Source organism: Achromobacter sp. EG18, assembly GCF_059759395.1.
The window spans coordinates 1,977,910-1,999,104 of sequence record NZ_CM186213.1 but is presented as its reverse complement, the minus strand read 5'-3'; the positions used below and the strand labels follow the sequence as shown (position 1 = coordinate 1,999,104).

The 21,195-nt window shown below is 68.3% G+C and carries 17 protein-coding genes; 9 read left to right on the top strand and 8 right to left on the bottom strand.

Annotated elements, in window-relative coordinates:
* Nucleotides 1-9 precede the first annotated feature (9 nt).
* From lysS to prfB, 3 genes are all read right to left on the bottom strand, one after another.
* A complete protein-coding gene (lysS, locus tag AC6CR5_RS09055) occupies nt 10-1,533 on the bottom strand; it encodes a lysine--tRNA ligase (protein WP_150100675.1) in 1,524 nt (507 codons plus the stop codon).
* A 10-nt stretch (nt 1,534-1,543) separates the two neighbouring features.
* Nucleotides 1,544-2,299 carry an SDR family oxidoreductase gene (locus AC6CR5_RS09050; RefSeq protein ID WP_498085547.1) on the bottom strand — a complete coding sequence of 252 codons (756 nt, stop codon included), beginning with the start codon at nt 2,297-2,299 and terminating at the stop codon, nt 1,544-1,546.
* Nucleotides 2,300-2,341: 42 nt separating this feature from the next.
* Nucleotides 2,342-3,446 (bottom strand): peptide chain release factor 2 gene (prfB, locus tag AC6CR5_RS09045; RefSeq protein WP_102949866.1). Its coding sequence is split into 2 segments (ribosomal slippage): nt 2,342-3,364 and nt 3,366-3,446, totalling 1,104 coding nucleotides; the frame shifts between segments, so codons are not numbered across the junction.
* A 264-nt stretch (nt 3,447-3,710) separates the two neighbouring features.
* Here prfB and AC6CR5_RS09040 point away from each other — a divergent pair.
* On the top strand, nt 3,711-5,021 hold the full coding sequence (locus AC6CR5_RS09040; protein WP_049058060.1) for an MFS transporter: 1,311 nt from the start codon (nt 3,711-3,713) through the stop codon (nt 5,019-5,021).
* 165 nt (nt 5,022-5,186) lie between these two features.
* Here AC6CR5_RS09040 and recJ read toward each other — a convergent pair whose 3' ends face one another.
* Complete coding sequence (recJ, locus tag AC6CR5_RS09035) at nt 5,187-6,887, bottom strand: single-stranded-DNA-specific exonuclease RecJ (RefSeq protein ID WP_024069421.1); 1,701 nt, start codon at nt 6,885-6,887, stop codon at nt 5,187-5,189.
* Complete coding sequence (locus tag AC6CR5_RS09030) at nt 6,869-7,807, bottom strand: hypothetical protein (protein ID WP_498085546.1); 939 nt, start codon at nt 7,805-7,807, stop codon at nt 6,869-6,871. The genes recJ and AC6CR5_RS09030 overlap by 19 nt, the downstream gene beginning before the upstream one ends.
* A gap of 178 nt (nt 7,808-7,985) precedes the next feature.
* On the opposite strand from AC6CR5_RS09030, the gene AC6CR5_RS09025 reads away from it, so the two are divergent.
* The 3 genes from AC6CR5_RS09025 (at nt 7,986) to AC6CR5_RS09015 (ending at nt 10,780) form a co-directional block, all read left to right on the top strand.
* Entirely contained in the window at nt 7,986-9,218 is a 1,233-nt protein-coding gene (locus AC6CR5_RS09025) for a lipoprotein-releasing ABC transporter permease subunit (protein ID WP_498085738.1), read from the top strand.
* On the top strand, nt 9,211-9,900 hold the full coding sequence (locus tag AC6CR5_RS09020; protein ID WP_006384955.1) for an ABC transporter ATP-binding protein: 690 nt from the start codon (nt 9,211-9,213) through the stop codon (nt 9,898-9,900). Before AC6CR5_RS09025 ends, AC6CR5_RS09020 begins: the two co-directional genes overlap by 8 nt.
* A 64-nt stretch (nt 9,901-9,964) precedes the next feature.
* Nucleotides 9,965-10,780, top strand: a complete 816-nt coding sequence (locus tag AC6CR5_RS09015) for a TatD family hydrolase (RefSeq protein WP_020928303.1) — start codon at nt 9,965-9,967, stop codon at nt 10,778-10,780.
* A 52-nt stretch (nt 10,781-10,832) separates the two neighbouring features.
* On the opposite strand, the gene AC6CR5_RS09010 is transcribed toward AC6CR5_RS09015, so the two are convergent.
* Nucleotides 10,833-12,227 (bottom strand): sensor histidine kinase, encoded by a 1,395-nt coding sequence (locus AC6CR5_RS09010; protein WP_024069419.1) that lies wholly within the window; start codon nt 12,225-12,227, stop codon nt 10,833-10,835.
* On the bottom strand, nt 12,227-12,940 hold the full coding sequence (locus tag AC6CR5_RS09005) for a response regulator transcription factor (protein ID WP_026384291.1): 714 nt from the start codon (nt 12,938-12,940) through the stop codon (nt 12,227-12,229). Before AC6CR5_RS09005 ends, AC6CR5_RS09010 begins: the two co-directional genes overlap by 1 nt.
* 206 nt (nt 12,941-13,146) lie before the next feature.
* On the opposite strand from AC6CR5_RS09005, the gene AC6CR5_RS09000 reads away from it, so the two are divergent.
* The 5 genes from AC6CR5_RS09000 to AC6CR5_RS08980 all read left to right on the top strand — a co-directional run bounded on the left by AC6CR5_RS09000 (nt 13,147) and on the right by AC6CR5_RS08980 (nt 18,953).
* Nucleotides 13,147-15,168, top strand: coding sequence for a ligand-gated channel protein (locus AC6CR5_RS09000; protein ID WP_054445145.1), 2,022 nt, complete (start codon nt 13,147-13,149; stop codon nt 15,166-15,168).
* Nucleotides 15,169-15,233: 65 nt separating this feature from the next.
* Nucleotides 15,234-16,196 carry a siderophore ABC transporter substrate-binding protein gene (locus AC6CR5_RS08995; protein WP_054514916.1) on the top strand — a complete coding sequence of 321 codons (963 nt, stop codon included), beginning with the start codon at nt 15,234-15,236 and terminating at the stop codon, nt 16,194-16,196.
* A gap of 36 nt (nt 16,197-16,232) precedes the next feature.
* Nucleotides 16,233-17,222: an ABC transporter permease gene (locus AC6CR5_RS08990; protein ID WP_150101051.1), complete on the top strand. Its 990-nt coding sequence runs from the start codon at nt 16,233-16,235 to the stop codon at nt 17,220-17,222.
* Nucleotides 17,215-18,198, top strand: coding sequence for an iron chelate uptake ABC transporter family permease subunit (locus AC6CR5_RS08985; protein ID WP_173361482.1), 984 nt, complete (start codon nt 17,215-17,217; stop codon nt 18,196-18,198). Before AC6CR5_RS08990 ends, AC6CR5_RS08985 begins: the two co-directional genes overlap by 8 nt.
* The gene (locus AC6CR5_RS08980; RefSeq protein ID WP_155866187.1) at nt 18,195-18,953 is read left to right on the top strand and encodes an iron ABC transporter ATP-binding protein; all 759 of its coding nucleotides are present in this window, start codon (nt 18,195-18,197) and stop codon (nt 18,951-18,953) included. Before AC6CR5_RS08985 ends, AC6CR5_RS08980 begins: the two co-directional genes overlap by 4 nt.
* Before the next feature lie 99 nt (nt 18,954-19,052).
* Here the strand turns inward: AC6CR5_RS08980 and AC6CR5_RS08975 are convergent, their stop codons facing one another.
* Nucleotides 19,053-21,158 carry a 5'-nucleotidase C-terminal domain-containing protein gene (locus AC6CR5_RS08975; RefSeq protein WP_498085545.1) on the bottom strand — a complete coding sequence of 702 codons (2,106 nt, stop codon included), beginning with the start codon at nt 21,156-21,158 and terminating at the stop codon, nt 19,053-19,055.
* Between the last annotated feature and the right edge of the window lie 37 nt (nt 21,159-21,195).

The following is a 21,195-nucleotide window of genomic DNA, read 5'->3' as shown; positions in this document are numbered from 1 at the left end:
GACCGCGTCTTAGTCTTCACGGCGCAGGTGCGGGAAGAGGATGACGTCGCGGATGCTGGGGCTGTCGGTCAGCAGCATCACCAGGCGGTCGATGCCGATGCCGCAGCCGCCCGTCGGGGGCATGCCGTATTCCAGCGCGCGGATGTAGTCGGCGTCGTAGTACATCGCTTCCTCGTCGCCGGCGTCCTTGGCCTCGACCTGCGAGCGGAAACGCTCGGCCTGGTCTTCGGGATCGTTCAGCTCGGAGAAGCCGTTGGCGATCTCGCGGCCCGTCATGAACAGCTCGAAGCGCTCGGTGATGCCCTCGCGGGTGTCGGAGGCGCGCGCCAGCGGCGACACTTCGACCGGGTAGTCGATGATGTAGGTGGGGTTCCACAGCTTGGCTTCGGCCGTTTCCTCGAACAGCGCCAGCTGCAGCGCGCCCAGGCCGGCGCGCGCCAGCACCGGGCCGTCGGCGTCGGCGCCCAGCTTCTTGAGCTCGGCGCGCACGAAGGCCGGGTCGTCCAGTTGCGCCTGGGTGTAGCCCGGGGCGTACTTGAGGATGGCTTCGCAGATGGTCAGGCGGTCGAACGGCTTGGACAGATCCAGCTCGCGTTCCTGGTAGGTCAGCACGGCGCTGCCGGTGGCCGAGATGGCGGCCTGGCGGATCAGTTCCTCGGTGAAGTCCATCAGCCAGCGGTAGTCCGCGAAGGCCGCGTAGAACTCCATCATCGTGAATTCCGGATTGTGGCGCGGGCTCACGCCTTCATTGCGGAAGTTGCGGTTGACCTCGAACACGCGTTCGAAGCCGCCGACGATGAGGCGCTTGAGATAGAGCTCGGGCGCGATGCGCAGGAACATTTCCATGTCCAGCGCGTTGTGGTGCGTGACGAAGGGCTTGGCCGCCGCGCCGCCCGGAATCGGGTGCAGCATGGGCGTTTCGACTTCGAGGAAGCCGGCGTTCAGCATGAACTGGCGGATGCTGCCCATGGCCTTGCTGCGCGCCTCGAAGGTGCGGCGCGTGGCGTCGGTCATGATGAGGTCGACGTAGCGCTGGCGGTAGCGCAATTCCTGGTCGGCCACGCCGTGGAACTTGTCCGGCAGCGGGCGCAGCGACTTGGACAGCAGGCGCGCCGTGGCGGCGTGCACCGACAGTTCGCCCTTGTTGGTCTTGAAGACCGACCCTTCGACCGCGATGATGTCGCCGATGTCCCATTGCTTGAACGCGGCGTAGCTGTCTTCGCCCAGCGTGCCGCGGTCCAGGTAGATCTGGATGCGGCCGGTGCTGTCCTGCAGCGTGGCGAAGCTGGCCTTGCCCATGACGCGCTTGAGCATCATGCGGCCGGCGACCTTGACGGTGACGGGCGCGGCGGCCAGGGCTTCCTGCGTCTGGTCGTCGTACTTGTCGTGCAGGGCCGCGGCGCGGGCGTCGGGGACGAAATCGTTGGGATACGCGACCCCGGTCTCGCGCAGTTTGGCCAGCTTGGCGCGCCGTTCGGCGATCAAGCGGTTTTCATCCTGGGCGGTTGCCGGAGCGGTCGTGTGGTCGGTCATGGTCGGGGGATCAGTCGTAATTGCGGATGTCGTCGATTTCGGTGGTGCCGAAGTCGTCGCGATCCAGGTAGGCGAGGATGCGGGAGGCCACGTTGGCGGGCGAGGACAGTTTGCCGCTGGCGTGGAAGTCCTGGAACTTGGCCAGCGCCGGGAAGCTCTTGGGGTCGCTGGAACGGATGGCGGCCTGCATGTCGGTGTCGACGATGCCGGGGGCCAGCGAGACGACGCGCGCGCCATTCTCGCCCTGTTCCTGCTTGACCACGCGCGAGTACATGTCGAGCGCGGCCTTGGTGGCGCAGTACACGCCCCAGCCTGCATTGGGGTTGCGGCCGGCGCCGGAGGAGATGTTGAGCACGCGTCGGTCGGCCTTGAGATCTTCGACCGCGGCCAGGAAGCGCGCGGTCAGCAGCATCACGGCCGTGACGTTCAGATTGAAGGCGGCGGCGATGGCCGGGCCGTCGATCAGCGCGTCGGTGCCGGACACGGGGTGTACGGTGCCGGCGTTGTTGATCAGCAGGTAACGACGGGCGTCGCGCGGCAGCGTGTCGCAGATGCGGCGCGCGGCCGCTTCGGCCGCGGCCAGGTCCGAGAGGTCCACGGACACCTGTTCAAGCTGCACGTCCTGCGAGCGGGCGTAGGCGGCCAGCTCGGGGTCTTCGCGGCGCGCCAGGGTGATCAGGCGGGTGCCCGGTTTGGCCAGGCCGCGCGCCATGGCGGCGCCGATGCCGCGCGAAGCGCCGGTGAGAATTGCGATGGTGTCGGACATGCGTGAACCCTCGGGGGACGGTGGACGGGAGTATCGCGGAACTTACACGCCTTGCTTGAGGCTGGCCTGGATGAAGGGATCCAGGTCGCCGTCCAGCACTTTCTGCGTGTTGGAGATTTCGACGTTGGTGCGCAGGTCCTTGATGCGGCTCTGGTCCAGCACGTACGAGCGGATCTGGTGGCCCCAGCCCACGTCGGTCTTGGAGTCTTCCAGTTTCTGCTGCTCGGCCATGCGGTTGCGCATTTCCAGTTCGTAGAGCTTGGACTTGAGCATCTGCATCGCTTCGGCGCGGTTGCGGTGCTGCGAGCGGTCGTTCTGGCACTGCACCACGATGCCGGTCGGGATGTGCGTCAGGCGCACGGCCGAGTCGGTCTTGTTGATGTGCTGGCCGCCCGCGCCCGAGGCGCGGTAGGTGTCCACGCGCAGGTCGGCCGGGTTCACTTCGACTTCGAAGGAATCGTCGACCTCGGGGTAGACGAAGACGCTGGCGAACGAGGTGTGGCGGCCGCCCGAGGAGTCGAACGGGCTCTTGCGCACCAGGCGGTGCACGCCGGTCTCGGTGCGCAGGTAGCCGAAGGCGTATTCGCCCTCGAGCTTGATGGTGGCGGACTTGATGCCGGCGACTTCGCCCTCGGATTCTTCCAGCACTTCGGCCTTGAAGCCCTTGCGCTCGGCGTACTTGAGGTACTGGCGCAGCAGCATCGAGGCCCAGTCCTGCGCTTCCGTGCCGCCCGCGCCGGCCTGGATGTCCAGGAAGCAGTTCAGGGGATCGGCCGGGTTGGAGAACATGCGGCGGAATTCGAGGCTTTCCAGCTTTTCCTGGAAGCCGTTGGCGTCCAGCTCGATGGATTCGAGGGTGGCGTCGTCGTTGTCGGCGGCGGCCAGCTCGAACAGCTCGTTGGAGTCGGCCAGGCCCGTGCCCAGGCCGGTGAGCGTTTCCACCACGTCTTCGAGGGCTTTCTTTTCACGGCCCAGGTCCTGGGCGTGCTTGGGGTCGTTCCAGACCGCCGGGTCTTCGAGCTCGGCGTTTACGACTTGCAGGCGTTCGGCTTTGGCATCGTAGTCAAAGATACCTCCGTAGAGCCTGTTCGCGCTCCGCGTAGTCGGCGAGGCGGGCTGCGAGCTGGTTCTGACGTTCGGCTTCCATGATGATTCCTGATGACTTTTGTGCGAAACCGGACATTTTACCGTGGTTGGGGCCACCCTGTGGGCCCGGCCGCGGAATGGAAGGGACGGATCGAAGCGAAAACACACTAGGGGTTTGCACGCACAGCGGCAAGTTGTTCAGTTTTTTGTCAACTACGGGGTTCTAGGCTTGACGCGCCGGCCCATGCGTCCCCTCGGGGGCGGCGGGACCGCGCAAGCCGCCGGCAGACAGAGCCGGCCTGTCCCGTTAGAGGAGGAGACATTGATGGAACACACTATGGCCCCCGGGGTCTCGCCGGCGATCCCGGCGGCTGAGGAGGACCGGATCTATCGCAAAGTGGGGTGGCGGCTGGTGCCGCTGTTGGTCGTCTGCTACGTCGTGGCCTACCTGGACCGCGTCAACGTGGGCTTCGCCAAGCTGCAGATGCTGCAGGAACTCCAGTTCAGCGAGACGGTGTACGGCTTGGGCGCGGGGATATTCTTCATCGGCTATTTCCTGTTCGAGATCCCCAGCAACATCATCCTGCACAAGGTCGGCGCGCGGGTCTGGATCGCGCGCATCATGATCACCTGGGGCATCATCTCGGCCTGCATGATGTTCGTGACCAGCGTGCACATGTTCTATTTCCTGCGCTTCCTGCTGGGCGCGGCCGAGGCCGGGTTCTTCCCGGGCATCATCCTTTACCTGACCTACTGGTATCCCGCCGCCCGGCGCGGACGCATCACCACCTTCTTCATGACCGCGGTGCCGATGTCCGGCCTGATCGGCGGCCCGATCTCCGGCTGGATCATGAATACCTTCCACGGCGACCACGGCCTGTCGGGCTGGCAATGGCTGTTCCTGCTCGAAGGCATCCCGTCGGTGATCATCGGCGTGCTGGTGCTGATGTACCTGGATGACCGCATCAACAAGGCCAAGTGGCTGACCGCGAGCGAGAAGGCGGTGCTGATCCGCAACATCGCGGCCGAGGAACAGCACAAGGAAGACCCGCCGATCCGCGCCGCGCTGGCGCATCCGCGCGTGTGGGCGATGGCGCTGATCTACTTCTCCTTCGTGATGGGACTGTACGGGGTGGGGTTCTGGATGCCGACGCTGATCAAAAGCACCGGCGTGCAAAGCCCGCTGGCGATCGGCCTGCTGACGGCGGTGCCCAACCTGTTCGCGGTGATCGGCATGATCCTGATCGCGCGCAACTCCGACCGCAACCGCGAGCGCCGCTGGCACGTGGCGATTCCCGCCTTGTGCGGCGCGCTGGGGCTGCTGTTCTCGGCGATCTGGAGCGGCAACACGGTGCTGGCCATCCTGGCGCTGACAGTGGCCAACATCGGCATCTGCACGGTGCTGCCGCTGTTCTGGAGCCTGCCGACCGCGCTGCTGGGCGGCACGGCGGCGGCTGCCGGGATCGCGCTGATCAACTCGGTGGGCAACCTGGCGGGCTTCGTCAGTCCCTACCTGGTGGGCTGGCTCAAGGACATGACCGGCACCACCAATACCGGCCTGTATATGCTGTCGGCGTGCCTGGTGATTGGCGCGCTGGTGGCGTTGGCGCAACCGGCCAGGCTGGTCAACAAGTAGCCGCGCGCGCCCGGGGCCGGCAAGCGACACGGGCGCATCCTCGCGGATGCGCCCGTTTTTATTCGGTATCGGCGAGAAGGCCTTTTGCCGCCGGGCCGCCCCAAGGCAAAAGCGCCCCCTCGGGGGGCAGCTAGCCCGCGCAGCGGGCGCGGCGTGGGGGCAACATCATGCGGCGTGTTCGATTACCAGCTGCACCGACACCATCCCGTTCCACACATTCTGCTCCAGCCGGTAGGCCGCCTGGATGCGTTCGGGCAGCGACTGGTCGTGGCCGAACCAGATGGCGTCGAAGCGCTGCTGGCCGCGTTCGAGCGACAGTTTCAGGTGCTTCTCGCCGACCAGGCGCTGGTTGCGCACCACGAATTCGTCCAGGAACAGCGGCGCGGCGAAACCCGCGCCCCACACCTGTTGCTGCAACAGGCCGGCAACCTCGGCATTGGCGTAGCCGGATTCCAGCGAGCCATCGGTCTCGATGACCGGCTCGAAGCTGTCGCGGCCGGTCAGTTCGCGCACCGCCGCGTCGAAGGCGGGGGCGAAGGCCGGGAAGTCGTTGCGGCCCAGCGTCAGGCCGGCCGCCATGGCGTGGCCGCCGAACTTGCGGATCAGATTGGGGTGGCGCTTGGACACCAGGTCGAGCACGTCGCGCAGGTGCACGTCGGGAATCGAGCGGCCCGAGCCGCGGATTTCGTCGTCGCCGGCCGGGGCGAAGGCCAGGGTGGGGCGCCAGAATTTCTCTTTCAGGCGCGAGGCCACCAGGCCCACCACGCCCTGGTGCCAGCCCGGGTCGAACACGCAGACCGTGGCGCCGGGCGCGGCATCGGGCGCTTCCATGGCGGCCAGCGCCTGTTCGCGCATCTCGGCCTCGATGCTGCGGCGCTCGCGGTTGATGTTGTCCAGTTCGCGCGCCATTTCCAGCGCCTGGGCCTCGTCGTCGGTGGTCAGGCAGGCGATGCCCAGGCTCATGTCGGCCAGCCGGCCGGCGGCGTTGATGCGCGGGCCCAGCGCGAAGCCCAGGTCGAAGCCGTTGGCGCTGCGCGGCTCGCGCCCGGCCACGGCGAACAGGGCGCGCAGCCCGGGTTGCAGGCGGCCGCTGCGCATGCGTTGCAGCCCCTGGGTCACCAGCAGGCGGTTGTTGGCGTCCAGCTTGACCACGTCGGCCACCGTGCCCAGCGCCACCAGGTCGGACAGCGCGTCCAGGCGCGGCCCGCCATCGGGGGCGTAGACGCCGCGGCGGCGCAGCTCGGCGCGCAGCGCCAGCATCATGTAGAAGATGACGCCGACGCCCGCCAGGTTCTTGGACGGGAAGCCGCAGCCCGGCTGGTTCGGATTGACGATGGCCAGGGCGTCCGGCAGCGTGTCGCCGGGCAGGTGGTGGTCGGTGATGACCACGCCGATGCCGGCGGCGTTGGCCGCGGCCACGCCGTCGACGCTGGCGATGCCGTTGTCCACGGTGATGATGATGTCGGGCTTGCCGGCGCGATGGCGGCAGGCCAGCTCGACCACGGCGGGCGACAGGCCGTAGCCGGTCTCGAAGCGGTTGGGCACCAGGAAGTCGACGTCGGCGCCCATGGCCGACAGGGCGCGCAGGCCGACGGCGCAGGCGGTGGCGCCGTCGCAGTCATAGTCGGCCACGATCAGCAGCTTCTTGCCGGCCTGGATGGCGTCGGCCAGCACGCCGGCGGCGTGGGTCGAATGGGTCAGGCCGGCCGGCGGCAGCAACGAGGGCCAGGCCAGCCTGGTCTGGTCGGGATGGACGACGCCGCGCGCGGCCCACAGGCGCGCCAGCAGGGGATGGATGCCCGAGGATTCCAGGACATGGCAGGCGGCGAGGTCGGCGCGGCGGACGGTTAAGCGGGGTGAGACCACCAGGCGCTCCAGTTTTTCTTGGGCGCGGGCAGCAAGCCGAGCAGGCCCCCGCGCGGTTTCAGGGTGAGGGTGGCGCTGCGATCGTCGCCCAGCAGCAGCAGTTCGGCGGGCGCGTCCGGCAGGCCCTTGGGACCGGCCAGCGCTTGCAGGCGCCGGTCGAGCGCGGCCAGGGCGTCGAGCCAGGCGGCCCAGTCGCCGGCGCGCTGCGCAGCGTCCAGCTCGGTCATGACCTGTTCCGGGCCGGCCGGGCGCATGGTCCAGGGCGTGCCGCCGCCATACAGCCAGAGGGCGTTGACCGGCGGCAGGCCGCGCGCGGCGCGGGCTTCGTTGGCCGGGTGCTCGTGCCACGACATCTGGATCTCATTGAGCAGACGGCGCCATGGCCGGGTTTCGGCATCCTGGCGCCACCAGTCGTTCAGGCGCTGGCCGGCCACCGCCAGGGGGCTGGCGGTGGCCGGCCGCAGGCCGTCCGGCAGGCGCAGGCGCCAGCGGGAGGCCGACAGCGCCTGGACCGCGAAGCCGGTGTCTTCGAACAGGGGGCGGGCGGTGTCCAGCAGCGCGGCGGTTTCGTCGTCGCGCAGTTCCATCAGGGCGGGATCGAGCAGGGTGGCCTGGTCGGTGCCCAGGGCCAGGTGGACCAGTTCGGCCAGCCAGACAGGGCCGTCCGCGGGCTGGCCGGCGGCCAGCAGCGGGCCCAGTCCGGCGCCCGGCAGCAGGCCGGCCTCGGGCGTGTAGCCCGCCCGGCGCAGTTGCCAGGCTTCGAACGCGGTGCAGCCCTGGGTACGGATATCGTGGGCCTGGACCCGGGCGCTGCCGGCCTGCAGCCAGCGGTGCAGGGTGGGCGCGCGCTGGGGCAGCAGTTTGGCCAGTTCCGCGGCGACGGGAAGGGCGGGCACGGCGCCCGGGATGACGATCAGCATGGGCAGGATTGTAGACGCAGGCCGGCATGGGAACTAAGCCCGGCTCCGACTGCCATAGCTTGTCACGGCTTGTCTTGCCTTCCCGCATTCCGGGGACGGTTTTACGGCCGGTTAATGCCATAATGCGCTCGTGCTGAAAATACCCTACGAACTCTGGATCGGCGCCCGCTATGCCGGGTTGGCCCGGATCCGCCAGCGACGCGGCCGCCGCGATCGCTTCATCTCTTTCATCGCGGCCAGTTCCATGGCCGGCATCGCGCTGGGCGTCGCCGCCCTGATCGTGGTGCTGTCGGTCATGAACGGCTTCCAGAAAGAGGTCCGTGACCGCATGCTGTCGGTGCTGCCGCACATCGAACTCTACATTCCCGGCGCCGCGCCCGAGCGCGTGCTGGAACAATGGCAGCAGTTCGCCGATGCCGCCAAACGCAATCCCGAGGTCAAGGCCGGCGCGCCGTTCGTGGCCGCGCAAGGCATGCTGGTGCGCGGCCAGGCGCTGCGCGGGGTGCAGGTGCGCGGCATCGACCCGGCCACCGAAGGCAACGTTTCCGACCTGCCGCGGCAGATGGTGGCAGGCAAGCTGGCCGACCTGAAACCGGGCGGCTTCGGCGTGGTGCTGGGCAACGAGCTGGCCGACGGCATGGGCGTGAAGGTGGGCGATACGCTGCTGATGCTGGCGCCGCAGGGCTCGATCAGCCCGGCGGGCTTCGCGCCGCGCATGCGCCAGTTCACCGTGGTGGGCGTGTTCTCTTCGGGCCACTACGAATACGATTCCTCGCTGGCCTTCGTCGACAACGAAGACGCCGCCAAGGTGTTCCGCGACAGCGGCACCTCCGGCGTGCGCCTGCGCATCGCCGACATGCAGAAGGCCCCCGAAGTCGCGGCCGAGCTGCGCAACGTGCTGCCGCCGTACGTCATGGCCAGCGACTGGTCGCGCAACAACCGCACCTGGTTCGCCGCCGTGCAGACCGAAAAGCGCATGATGTTCCTGATCCTGGCGCTGATCGTCGCGGTGGCCGCGTTCAACCTGCTGTCGTCGCTGGTGATGGCGGTCAAGGACAAGCAGTCGGACATCGCCATCCTGCGCACGTTGGGCGCCGGACCGGGCGAAGTGGCCCGCATCTTCCTGGTGCAGGGCGCGCTGATCGGTGTCATCGGCACGCTGCTGGGCGTTGCCGGCGGCATCCTCATCGCCTACAACGTCGACGTGATCGTGCCGTTCATCGAGCGCCTGCTGGGGGTGCACTTCCTGCCGCGTGAAATCTATTTCATCAGCGCCTTGCCGTCCGATCCGCAGGTGGGCGACATCGTGACCATCGGCGTGACCTCCCTGGTGCTGTCGCTGCTGGCGACCTTGTATCCCAGCTGGCGCGCCTCGCGCCTGCAACCCGCACAGGTGCTGCGCCATGATTGATTCCCTGTCCCCGGCACTGCAGGCCGACGATCTCGTCAAGATCTACGACGAGGGTCCGGCCCGCATCGAGGTGCTGAGCAACGTCAGCCTGAGCGTGGCGCGCGGCGAGATGGTCGCCATCGTCGGCGCGTCCGGCTCCGGCAAGAGCACCCTGCTGCACATCCTGGGCCTGCTGGACGTGCCCACCAGCGGCTCGGTCGCGGTCGATGGACAACTGGCCGTCGGCCTTTCCGAAGCGAAGAAGAGCCAGGTGCGCAACCGCAGCCTGGGCTTCGTCTACCAGTTCCACCATCTGCTGCCGGAATTCTCGGCGCTGGACAACGTGGCCATGCCGCTGATCGTGCGGCGCGAGAATCGCGACAAGGCCCGCGCGGCGGCGCGCGAGGTGCTGGGCCTGGTAGGCCTGGCGGCGCGCGAAGGCCACTTCCCCGGCCAGCTGTCGGGCGGCGAGCGCCAGCGCGTGGCGCTGGCGCGCGCGCTGGTGACGCGACCGGTCTGCGTGCTGGCCGATGAGCCCACCGGCAACCTCGACCGCCACACCGCCCACAACATGTTCGAGCTGCTGACCCGCGTCAACCGCGAGTCGGGCACGGCGTTTGCGATCGTCACCCACGATCCCGAGCTGGCGGCGCGCGCCGATCGCCAGCTGCTGATGGAAAACGGCCGGCTGGTCTCGGGCTGAGGCCTGCCCGCGGGCCGGGCGGCGCGATGATTGAGCAGGAAACCCGGGCAAGGAGGCCGCGCCCATGCTGATCGACACCCATTGCCACCTGGATGCCGCCGAGTTCGATGCCGACCGCCCCGAGGTGGCCGCGCACGCGCTCGACTCCGGCGTGCAGGCCATTGTCATTCCCGCCATCGAACGCGCCAATTTTGCCGTCGTGCGGGACCTTGCCGCGCAGGTCGCGGGCGGCGCCTATGCGCTGGGCATCCATCCCCTGTACGTGCAGCGCGCCGATGACGCCGACCTGGACGCCTTGCGCGAGGCCATCCGGCAAGCGCTGGGCGATCCGCGCTTCGTGGCCATCGGCGAGATCGGGCTGGATTTCTTCGTGCCTGAAATCGCTTCGGGCGAGCCGCGCGCGCGCCAGGAGCGTTTCTACGCCGCCCAGTTGGCCATGGCGGCGGAATTCAAGCTGCCGGTGCTGCTGCACGTGCGCAAGTCGCAGGACATCCTGCTCAAGTACCTGCGGCGCCACGACCGTATCGGCGGCATCGCGCACGCCTTCAACGGCAGCGCGCAGCAGGCCCAGGCCTTTGTCGAACAGGGCTTCGCGCTGGGGCTGGGCGGCGCCATGACCTACGAGCGGGCGCTGCAGATCCGCCGCCACGCCACCGACGTCGACCTGCGCCACCTGGTGCTGGAGACCGACGCGCCGGACATCCCGCCGGCCTGGCTGCACCCGCCGCGGCGGCGCAACCGGCCGGGCGAGCTGGCGCGCATTGCCCAGGTGCTGGCCGAACTACGCGGAATCACGCCGGCGCAGGTGGCGCAGGCGACCACGGCCAATGCCTTGCGGGTATTGCCGCGGCTGTCGGCAGCGATCCTGGCGGACGACTGAGACCAGGCGCCCGATGCCCGATGACGGCGCGGCGCCGCCATCGGGACACAGCTCAGGCCGCCACGCGCGGCAGTTCGATGCGCACGCTCAGGCCATGCGGCGCGACATTGCGCGCCGAGATCCGGCCCTTGTGCGCCGCGACGGCGGCGCGCGCAATGCTCAGGCCCAGGCCGGCGCCGCCGGCAGGCGCGCCGGCGGCCGGGGCGCCCTGGTAGAACGGTTCGAACAGATACGCCAGTTCCTTTTCCGGAACGCCGGGGCCGTTGTCCTCGATTTCCAGGCAGGCCTCGCCGGCGTCCACCAGCAGGCGCGCCTGGATCGCGCCGCCCGCCGGGGCGAAGCGCAGGGCGTTGCGCAGCACGTTTTCGATGGCGCTGGCCAGGCTGTCGCGGTCGGCCGCGATGCGCAGCGGCGCCGGGCGGTGCCAGGCGATGGCAATGCGGCGTTCGCCGGCCTCGAAGCGCGCGTCCTGCACCACCTCGTCGACCACCTCGGCCAGGTCCAAGGTCGCGGTAGGCTGGGGCAGGGCGCCCATGCGCGCCAGCCGCAAGGTGCTGCCCACCAGCGTATCCAGCCGTTCGCATTCCCGCTCGATGCGGTCCAGCTGCAGGTCCTGGCGTTCGTCCTTGCGGCGCGCCAGTTCGACGCCCAGGCGCATCCGCGCCAGCGGCGAGCGCAATTCATGGGCGATGTTGCGCAGCAGCTGCTCGCGCGTATCGACCAGCGCCTGCAGGCGGCCCGCCATGGCGTCGAAATCGCGCGCCAGCAGGCCCAGTTCGTCCTTGCGCAGCGGCAGCGCCGCCGGCGTGCGGGTATCGAGCCGGCCGGCGGCCAGCGAGCGGGCCGCGCCTCGCAGTTGCTCCAGCGGCGCGGCCACGTGGCGGGTCAGGGCCCAGCAGAAGGGCGCCGTGACCGCCAGCGCGAACAGCAGCAGCCCCAGCGTGACCGGCGTCAGGCCCAGCACCTCCCAGTGCGAGGAGTCGAACGGCAGGAACAGCATCAGCAGTTCGCTGTGATCCGGCAACACCAGCAACTGTGGATCCCACCACGATACGCGCAGCGCGTCCGGGTCGGCGGGCACGTCGATGGCGGCGATCAGGCCGTGATCGGGCGAGGCGCGGAAGGCGGCCAGCCAATCGTCCAGGCGGGTCGGCAGGCGCCGTTCGAGGATGTCGCGGTCCTGCGTGTCGACGATGTAGATCTTGAGCGCCGAATAGCGCGCGTCCATGGCTCCGACCCAGCGCCGCAGGCCCTCGGCGCCTTCGCGACGCGCGATCTGGGCGGCATCGCGCGTCAGGTTGCCGGGGTTCAGGCCGTCGAGCGAATCGACGCGGTACCAGGCGACCGCCGCGGTCAGCATCATGCCGCAGACCATGATGACGGCCATCGCGCCCCAGAAGGTCAGGAAGGCGCGCCAGAAGAGGGAGCGGACCGGCAGCCAGCGCATCAGGCCGCGCCGGCCAGCACGTAGCCCAGTCCGCGCAGGTTGCGGATGGCGGGGGCGTCGCCGGCCTGGTCCAGCTGCAGCTTCCTGCGCAGGCTGCTGATGTGGGTGTCGATGCTGCGGTCGTAGCGGTCGGCGGCGCGGCCCAGCGCATACAGGCTGATCTGCTCGCGCGGCACCACCTGGCCCGGGGTGCGCATCAGGACTTCGAGGATGCGTTGCTCGGCGCCGGTCAGCAGGACTTCCTGGGCGCCCAGGCGGGCGCGGCCGCTGGCGGCATCCAGCGACAGCGCGCCCACGCTCAGTTCGGGCGGGGCGGGTTCGGGTTTTTCCTCGAAGCGGCGCAGCACCGCGCCGATGCGGGCCTTGAGCTCACGCGGGCCGAAGGGCTTGGTCAGGTAGTCGTCGGCGCCCAGTTCGAGTCCCAGCACCCGATCGGTTTCGCCGCCGTGGGCGGTGAACATGATGACGGGACGGCGCGAATGACGGCGCAGATGGCGCAGCAGATCGAGGCCGTTGCCGTCGGGAAGCATCAGGTCGAGCAGCACCAGATCGAAGCATTCCTGCATTGCAAGCGGCAGACCTTGGGTGCTGTTGTGCGCCAGCGTCAGTTCGATGTGGGTGGGCTCTAGGTACTCGCGCAGCATCAATGCCAGGTCGACGTCGTCGTCGATCAACAGGATGCGGCGCGTTGCCATGGGGGTGGGTATGGACATGCGCTTGGGTTCTGTTGCCACGGCAGCATAGCGGGTCGCCGGCGGCCGAAGTGTCAAGAAGTGCGAAGAAAGTAAAAGTTGCGGAAAGCGTGTTGCAGCTCACGGATGGGCTCAATTCTAATATGAGAATAGTTTTCATTAAAAATTGAAGCGGAACGGGCTGCGCGTGGGGCGCGGCGCCGTCCGGGACGGGAGAGTCTGAAATCATGAGCAGCAACGATCTGGCCGCGCGCCGCGCATTCGGCCCGCGTACCCGCCTGGCTGTCGCCCTGTGCGCCACCGGCCTTGCCACCGGTCATCCGGCCTGGGCGCAATCGGCCGCGTCGGCCGACCCCAAGACGCTGGATACCGTGGTGGTCACGGCCAGCGGCTACGAGCAGCAGATCCAGGACGCGCCGGCCTCGATCAGCGTGATCACGCGCCAGGATCTGGAAAAGAAGTTCTACCGCGACGTCACCGACGCGCTGGTCGAAGTGCCGGGCGTGGTGGTCACGGGCGGCGGCGACCGCCAGGACATCAGCCTGCGCGGCATGGGCCCGAAGTACACGCTGATCCTGATCGACGGCAAGCGCCAGAATTCGCGCGAAACCCGCACCAACTCCGATTCCGGCGGCGTCGAAGGCGGCTGGACGCCGCCGATCTCGGCCATCGAGCGCATCGAGGTGGTGCGCGGGCCGATGTCGTCGCTGTATGGTTCCGACGCCATGGGCGGGGTGATCAACATCATCACCCGCAAGGTGCCCAACGAGTGGGGCGGTGAAATCCGCATGGACACCACCATCCAGGAAAGCAGCAAGTCCGGCGACATCTACCAGGGCAATTTCTACCTGGCGGGCCCGATCAAGAACGACCTGCTGGGCCTGCAGATCTACGGCCAGGCGACCCAGCGCGACGAAGACAGGATCATCGACGGCTACCGCAAGCGCAATGCCACCAACATCACGGCCAAGCTGGCGCTCACGCCCAACCGCGATCACGACATCGTGCTGGAAGCCACTTCCAGCCGCCAGAAGTACGAGAACACGCTGGGCAAGACCGTCGCGCCGCTGGCTCCCGGCGTGGCGTGCCCGCGCAACGGCTGCCCGGCCTCGTCGGAAACCGATTACCGCAGCAACAAATGGGCGTTGTCGCATACCGGCCGCTGGGGTTGGGCCGTGTCCGACAGCTACGTGCAGCAGGAAGAGTTCGACAACCGCTCGCGCCAGATGAAGATCAAGAACCTGGACCTGCAGACCAGCTGGACGCTGCCGCTCGGTTCGCACATGCTGACGCTGGGCGGCACCTACCTGACGCAGCGCCTGACCGATCAGACCGGCAACCAATTGGCCGGCGGCCCCAGCAAGGTGGAACGCTACCAGTGGGCGCTGTTCGCCGAGGACGAATGGCGCCTGGCCGAGAGCTTCGCGCTGACCGGCGGCCTGCGCATGGACCAGGACGAGAACTTCGGCAGCCATTTCAGCCCGCGCCTGTATGGCGTGTGGCATATGGCCGAACGCTGGACCCTGAAGGGCGGCGTGTCCACCGGGTTCCGCGCGCCCGACCTGCGCCAGACCGTGGCCGGCTGGGGCCAGGTCAGCCGCGGCGGCAACATGTACGGCAACCCCGACCTGACGCCCGAGAAGTCGGTGACCCAGGAACTCGGCCTGCTGTATGACGACGGCGAGGGCTTCAATGCCGGACTGACCCTGTTCAACAACAACTTCAAGGACAAGATCACCCGCGTCGCGTGCCCGCTGTCGCAGTGCACCGATGGCCCCAACCAGTTCGGCTCCAACCCCACCACCTACATGAACGTGGACAAGGCGGTGTCGCGCGGCGTCGAGGCCAACCTGAAGCTGCCGCTGGGCCGTGACTGGTCGCTGACCAGCAGCTACACCTTCACCAAGTCGGAACAGAAGTCCGGCCAGTACCAGGGCCAGCCGCTGAACCAGCTGCCCAAGCACCTGTTCACCACCACGGTCAACTGGCAGGCTTCCGACGCGCTCGAAGCGTGGGCGCGCCTGAATTACCGCGGCAAGGAAAGCCAGCCGATCACTGGCCCGTCCTCGACCTCGCTGGTGGCGCCGTCGTACACCTTCGTCGACCTGGGCGGCTCGTATGCCGTGAACAAGAAGGTGTCGGTCTACGCCGGCATCTACAACCTGTTCGACAAGCAGGTCGGCTACGACGACTACGGCTACGTCGAAGACGGCCGCCGCTACTGGCTGGGCGTGGGCGTGAAGTTCTGAACCCGCAGGCAACACCAGGGAACCGCCGCCGACAGGCGGCCTTCCCGCTACATGAAGAGGCAAGCATGACGATGAATCAAGCACAAGCAGGACGCGCCGGCCGCTGGCTGGCGCGCGCCACCGCGGCCCTGGCCCTGGGCGCGGCCAGCGCTTTGAGCGTGGCCCAGACCATGCCGGTCAAGCATGCGCGCGGCGAGACCGCCGTGCCGTCCAACCCGGCCAAGACCGTGGTGCTGGACCTGGCGGTGCTCGACACGCTGCATGCGCTGGGTGTCGACGTGACCGGCGTGCCCAGCGCCGCCAAGCTGCCGCCGCAGCTGGCGCAGTATGCCGACAAGCGCTACCTGAAGGTCGGCAGCATGTTCGAGCCCAACTACGAAGTGATCCACGCGGCTCAGCCGCAGGTCATCTTCGTGGCCGGGCGCTCGGCGCCCAAGTACGACGAGCTGGCCAAGCTGGCGCCCACGGTCGACCTGACGGTCAACGCCAAGGACCTGGTCGGCAGCGTCACGCGCAACACGGAAACGCTGGCCGCCATCTACGGCAAGCAGGCCGTGGCCAAGGAAAAGCTCGACGCCCTGCGCGCCTCGATCGCGGCGCTGCATGGCCAGGCGGCCAAGGCCGGCAACGCGCTGATCGTGCTGACCACCGGCGGCAAGATGAGCGCCTACGGCCCCGGCTCGCGTTTCGGCGTGATCCACGACGCCTTCGGCTTTGCACCGGCCGCCAAGGACCTGAACGTGTCGAACCACGGCCAGGCGATCTCGTTCGAGTTCATCGCCCAGACCGATCCCGACTGGCTGTTCGTGATCGATCGCGACGCCGCCATCGGCCGCGAAGGCACCTCGGCCCAGCGCATGCTGGACAACGACCTGATCCGTCCGACCAAGGCCTGGCAGCAGCAGCGCGTGGTCTACCTGAACGGCTACAACTGGTACCTGCTGGGCAGTGCCGGCCTGAGCGCCATGCAGCAGAACGTGGACGATATCGCCCGCGCGCTGTCTGCCGCCAAGCCCGCGGTCAAGTAAGCGCAAGGTGGGCATGACGGAGTCGAAGTGGCGGTTGTGAGGGCAGGCGGGGCGATAACCGGTTGGACCGGACTGGCGGCATTGCTGCTGTTGCTGCTGCTGTTGTGCGCGGCCAGCATCGGCCTGGGCGCGGGGTCGTTCTCGTTCGCCGCGCTGGCCGGCGGGCCTGACGCCGAACGCGCCTGGCGCCTGCTGCTGGTGAGCCGCGTGCCGCGCACGCTGGCGCTGCTGCTGGCCGGCATGGCGCTGGCGGTGGCGGGGCTGATCATGCAGATGCTGGTGCGCAACCGCTACGTCGAGCCGACCACGGCCGGCACCGTCGAATCGGCCACGCTCGGCATCCTGGTCGTGACCCTGCTGGCGCCGGACACGCCGGTGATCGGCAAGATGCTGACGGCCACCGTCTTCGCGCTGGCGGGCTCGCTGCTGTTCCTGGCGCTGTTGCGGCGCGTGCCGCTGCGCACGCCGTTCATCGTGCCGCTGATCGGCCTGATCCTGGGCGGCGTGATCCACGCCGTCACCACTTTCGTCGCCTACCGCTACGACCTGCTGCAGTCGCTGCACGCCTGGACCACCGGCGATTTTTCCGGGGTGCTGCGCGGCCGCTACGAACTGCTGTGGATCGGCTTCGGCCTGGCGGCCGCGGCCTACCTGGCGGCGGATCGCTACACCGTGGCGGGCATGGGGCGCGAGTTCGCCGCCAATCTCGGCCTGAACCATGCGCGCCTGACGCTGGTGGGCCTGCTCATCGTGTCGGCGATTTCCGCGGTGGTGGTGGTCACGGCCGGCGGCATTCCCTTTCTGGGGTTGATCGTGCCGAACGCCGTCAGCCTGGTGCTGGGCGACAACATGCGCCGCTCGATTCCCTGGGTGGCGATGCTGGGCGGCGTGTTCGTGCTGGCCTGCGACATCATCGGCCGGCTGGTGATCCATCCCTACGAGGTGCCGCTGGGCACGGTGGTGGGCGTGGTCGGCAGCATCCTGTTCCTGTGCCTGCTGCGTAGCCGGGGAGCGCGCCGTGGCTGAGTTCATCGCGCGCGCCGTGCCGCTGCGTTCGCCCCAGGCGTGGCGCCTGGCGCTGCTGGCCGTGGCCGCGCTGTCGTGCATCGTCGGCTTCATGGCGTTGGGCGCGAACGGCCAGTGGGCCTTCGTGCTGCCGTTTCGCGGCGCCAAGCTGGTGGCGATGCTGCTGGTGGCGTACGCGGTGGCGGTGTCGTCGGTGCTGTTCCAGACCGTCACGCACAACCGCATCCTGACGCCGGCCATCATGGGTTTTGACGCGCTTTACCTGCTGATCCAGTCGGTGGTGGTGTTCGGCTTCGGCCAGGCGGCGGGCGCGGTCAACCATCCGGTGGCGGCCTTCGTGCTGGAAGTGTGCGCGATGACGGCGTTCGCCTGCCTGCTGTTCCGCTGGCTGTTCACCGACGCCGTGCGCAGCCTGCATTTGATGATGCTGGTGGGCATCATCTTCGGGCTGCTGTTTCGCAGCCTGTCCAGCTTCGTGGTGCGACTGATCGATCCGAACGAATTCCTGGTGCTGCAGGATCGCCTGTTCGCCAACTTCAATTCGGTGCGCACCGAACTGCTGCCGATCGCGCTGGCGGCGGTGGCCGCCGCCACGCTGCTGGTGTGGCGCATGCGGCGCCGCTATGACGTACTGGCGCTGGGCCGCGAGATCGCGCTGAACCTGGGCGTGGACTACCGCCGCACCCTGCTGCTGACGCTGGCCGCCATCGCCGTGCTGGTGTCGGTGTCCACCGCGCTGGTGGGGCCGGTGACGTTCTTCGGCCTGCTGGTGAGCAACCTGGCCTACCAGGCGATGCGGTCGGATCGGCATCGCCACACCGTGCCCGCCGCGGTGCTGCTCAGCGTGATCTTCCTGGTCGGCGGGCAGACGCTGCTGGAGCGGATGCTGCAACTGAGCACCACGGTCAGCGTGGTCATCGAATTCGTGGGCGGAGTGATGTTCCTGGCCCTGATCTTGCGCAGGGGACGCCAATGATCGATATCCAACAAGTCAGCAAGCAGTACGGCGACAGCGTGGTCGTGGACCAGGTGTCGCTGGCCTTGCCGGCCGGCGGCGTGACCGCCATCATCGGCCCCAACGGCGCCGGCAAGTCGACGCTGCTGTCGATGATCAGCCGGCTGCTGCCGATGTCCGCCGGCCGCATTCAGGTGGACGGCCTGGACGTGACGCGCAGCGACAGCCGCGAATTGGCGCGGCGCCTGGCCATCCTGCGGCAGGACAACCACCTGCCGCTGCGCCTGACGGTGCGCGACCTGGTGGCGTTCGGCCGCTATCCGCATTCCGGCGGGCGGCTGACGCTGGACGACAAGGCGCATATCGACCGGGCCATTTCCTATCTGGACCTGGAACCGCTGGCCGGCCGCTACCTGGACGAGATGTCCGGCGGCCAGCGCCAGCGCGCGTTCGTGGCGATGGTGCTGTGCCAGGACACGCGCTACGTGCTGCTGGACGAGCCGCTCAACAGCCTGGACATGAAGCACGCCGTGGCCATGATGGGCACGCTGCGCCGCGCCGCCGACGAGCTGGGCAAGACGGTGGTGCTGGTGCTGCACGACATCAACTTCGCCTCCAGCTACGCGGACCGCATCGTGGCGATGAAGGCGGGCAGGGTGGCGCACTGCGGCACGCCCGCCGAATTGATCCGCCCCGAGGTGCTGGGCGCCTTGTATGAACTGCCGATAGACGTGCACGAGATCGACGGCAAGCGCATCTGCGTGTATTACCGCTGAAAACCGCCATGACGCGGGCGCGATTCACGCGCCCGCGTCGACTGCGATGCGTTGCCTTCAACGCGTCACTTTCACCGCGTCAACATCAACGCATGAGTCTCAACGCGTCAGGTCCACCGCGTAGCGCGACAGCTGCGTCGTCGCGTCCGGCGTCGGGTCGTACACCGACACGTTGGTGACGCCATGCGCCGTGGCCAGCGCCAGTGTGTTCGGCACCGACGCGAACACCACCGGGCCGGCCAATGCCGCCACGGGCTTGAAGCCCCAGCTGCGCGCCAGGCCGTAGGTGGCCAGGTCCAGGTTGGGGTGCTTCTTGATGTAGCTGATCAGCACGTCGCGGCTGGCGTCGGGCGCCTGCAGCACGATGTCGCCCTTGCCGCCGGCCAGTCCCGGGAAGTCGCCGCCGCCGCTGGCGCGGTAGTTGTTGGTGACCACCAGGAATTGCGCCGCCGGATCCAGCGGCGCGCCCTGGTAGGTCAGCGCGGTGATGCGCGAGCCCTTGGGTTGCGTCACGTCGATCTGGTAGCGCAGGGCGTTGCCCTCGGCGTAGAGCACGTCGAAGTTGAAGGTCGGAAAGCCGGTGTCGATCAGGTCCTGCGGCGCGACCTGGGCCGGATCGATGCGCTTGAACTGTTCCGCCGTCTTCTCCAGCCACTGGCGCACGATGTCGCCGCTGACCCGCACCACCTGCAGGGTGTTCGGATACAGGTACAGGTCGGCCGCGTTGTTGATGGCGATGTTGCCTTGCGGCACGAAGGTGAAGTCGCCCGGGCCGTTGCGTCCGCCCTTGAACGGCGCGGCCGCCGACAGGATCGGCAGGCCGGCGTAGGCGGGGCTGTTGCGGGCGATGTAGTCCTTCAGGTAGTCGATCTGCGCCATGTTGACGATCTGCAGCGCCGACACGTCGCCGGCCAGCGCGTAGTAGGTGGCCATGTCGAACTGGCTCTGGCCGATCGGCGTCTTGACATAGGTGATGGTGGCGCTGTGCTCGGCCTGCACCAGTTGCTGCGCGGCGCTGTCGGGCGCGACGTAGGTGGCGGGCGTGCCGCCGTTCTGCGCGGTCAGGCGGGTCGGGATGCGCTGCACCTGGGTGGCGTTCTTCTGTACCTTCCAGCCCTGGTCGTAGGCCAGCTTCAGCGTGATCTGGCCGAGGTTGTTGCCCCATTGGCCGGCCTGCACCGCGGGCACGCCGTTGATCAGGCCCTTTTCGAGGTCGATGCCCGGCTGGCCGGCGAATTGCGACTTGGGATTGGTGTCGGGAAACAGCAGGTGCTGGTGGCCGGTGATCAGGGCGTCGATGCCCGCCACCTGGCTCAGGTAGCCCGCGCCGTTTTCCATGGACGGACTGTAGGGCGTGACCAGGTCGATGCCGCCATGCGCCAGCGCCACGACCAGGTCGGCGCCCGCCGCCTTCATTTCGGGCACATAGCGCGCGGCGGTTTCCTTCCAGCCGGCGACGGTCACGTGGCCTTCCAGGTTGGCCTTGTCCCACTGCATGATGGGCGGCGGCGCGAAACCGATCACGCCCACCTTGAGGGCGACGTCGAGCGCCTTGCCATCCGGGCCGGTTGCCTTGAAGGTGCGCGTCAGCAGCGTCCACGGCTTGAAGATCGGTTGTTGCGTGGCGGCCGCCACCACGTTGGCCGACACGAACGGAAAGCCCGGCGCGGCGCAGTCCTTGGCGCCGGTCGGGTTGGTCTGCGCCGTGCCCTTGCCGATGCCCGGCAGGCCGAAGTCCACGTTGGTGACCTGCGACAGATAGGGCAGGCCATAGTTGAATTCGTGGTTGCCCAGGGTGGCCGCGTCATAGGCCAGCAGCTTCATCTGCTTGTAGATCGCCAGCATGTCCGAGCACTGCACCGGCGCCACCAGCGCCTGGTAGTCCGACAGGGCGGTGCCCTGGATGGTGTCGCCGTTGTCGAACAGCAAGGTATTGGCGTGCTGCTTGCGGGCGTTGCCGATCAGGGTGGCGGTGCGGTCGACGCCGTAGCTCTTGTCCTCGGCCAGCTTGTAATAGTCGTAACCCAGCACGTTGGCGTGCAGGTCCGTGGTGGCCAGGATGGCCAGGTCGAGCGTGGCGCCCCGGGGCACCGACGCTGGCGGCGCGTCGTCGTCATCGTCATCGCTGCCGCCACAGGCGGACAGGCTGGCCAGCAGCAGGGCGCTGGCCGACAGTGCAAAGATCTTTCGGAGGGGCTGCTTCACCGTCGTTCCTTTCGTGTCGGGGGAACGCAAAATTCTG

Coding starts and splice junctions, on each gene's coding strand:
- AC6CR5_RS09040 (WP_049058060.1), top strand. CDS start 3,711: ATGGAACACACTATGGCCCCCGGGGTCTCGCCGGCGATCCCGGCGGCT.
- lysS (WP_150100675.1), bottom strand. CDS start 1,533: ATGACCGACCACACGACCGCTCCGGCAACCGCCCAGGATGAAAACCGC.
- AC6CR5_RS09015 (WP_020928303.1), top strand. CDS start 9,965: ATGCTGATCGACACCCATTGCCACCTGGATGCCGCCGAGTTCGATGCC.
- AC6CR5_RS08980 (WP_155866187.1), top strand. CDS start 18,195: ATGATCGATATCCAACAAGTCAGCAAGCAGTACGGCGACAGCGTGGTC.
- AC6CR5_RS09010 (WP_024069419.1), bottom strand. CDS start 12,227: ATGCGCTGGCTGCCGGTCCGCTCCCTCTTCTGGCGCGCCTTCCTGACC.
- AC6CR5_RS09005 (WP_026384291.1), bottom strand. CDS start 12,940: ATGTCCATACCCACCCCCATGGCAACGCGCCGCATCCTGTTGATCGAC.
- AC6CR5_RS09020 (WP_006384955.1), top strand. CDS start 9,211: ATGATTGATTCCCTGTCCCCGGCACTGCAGGCCGACGATCTCGTCAAG.
- AC6CR5_RS08995 (WP_054514916.1), top strand. CDS start 15,234: ATGACGATGAATCAAGCACAAGCAGGACGCGCCGGCCGCTGGCTGGCG.
- AC6CR5_RS09050 (WP_498085547.1), bottom strand. CDS start 2,299: ATGTCCGACACCATCGCAATTCTCACCGGCGCTTCGCGCGGCATCGGC.
- AC6CR5_RS09030 (WP_498085546.1), bottom strand. CDS start 7,807: ATGCTGATCGTCATCCCGGGCGCCGTGCCCGCCCTTCCCGTCGCCGCG.
- AC6CR5_RS09000 (WP_054445145.1), top strand. CDS start 13,147: ATGAGCAGCAACGATCTGGCCGCGCGCCGCGCATTCGGCCCGCGTACC.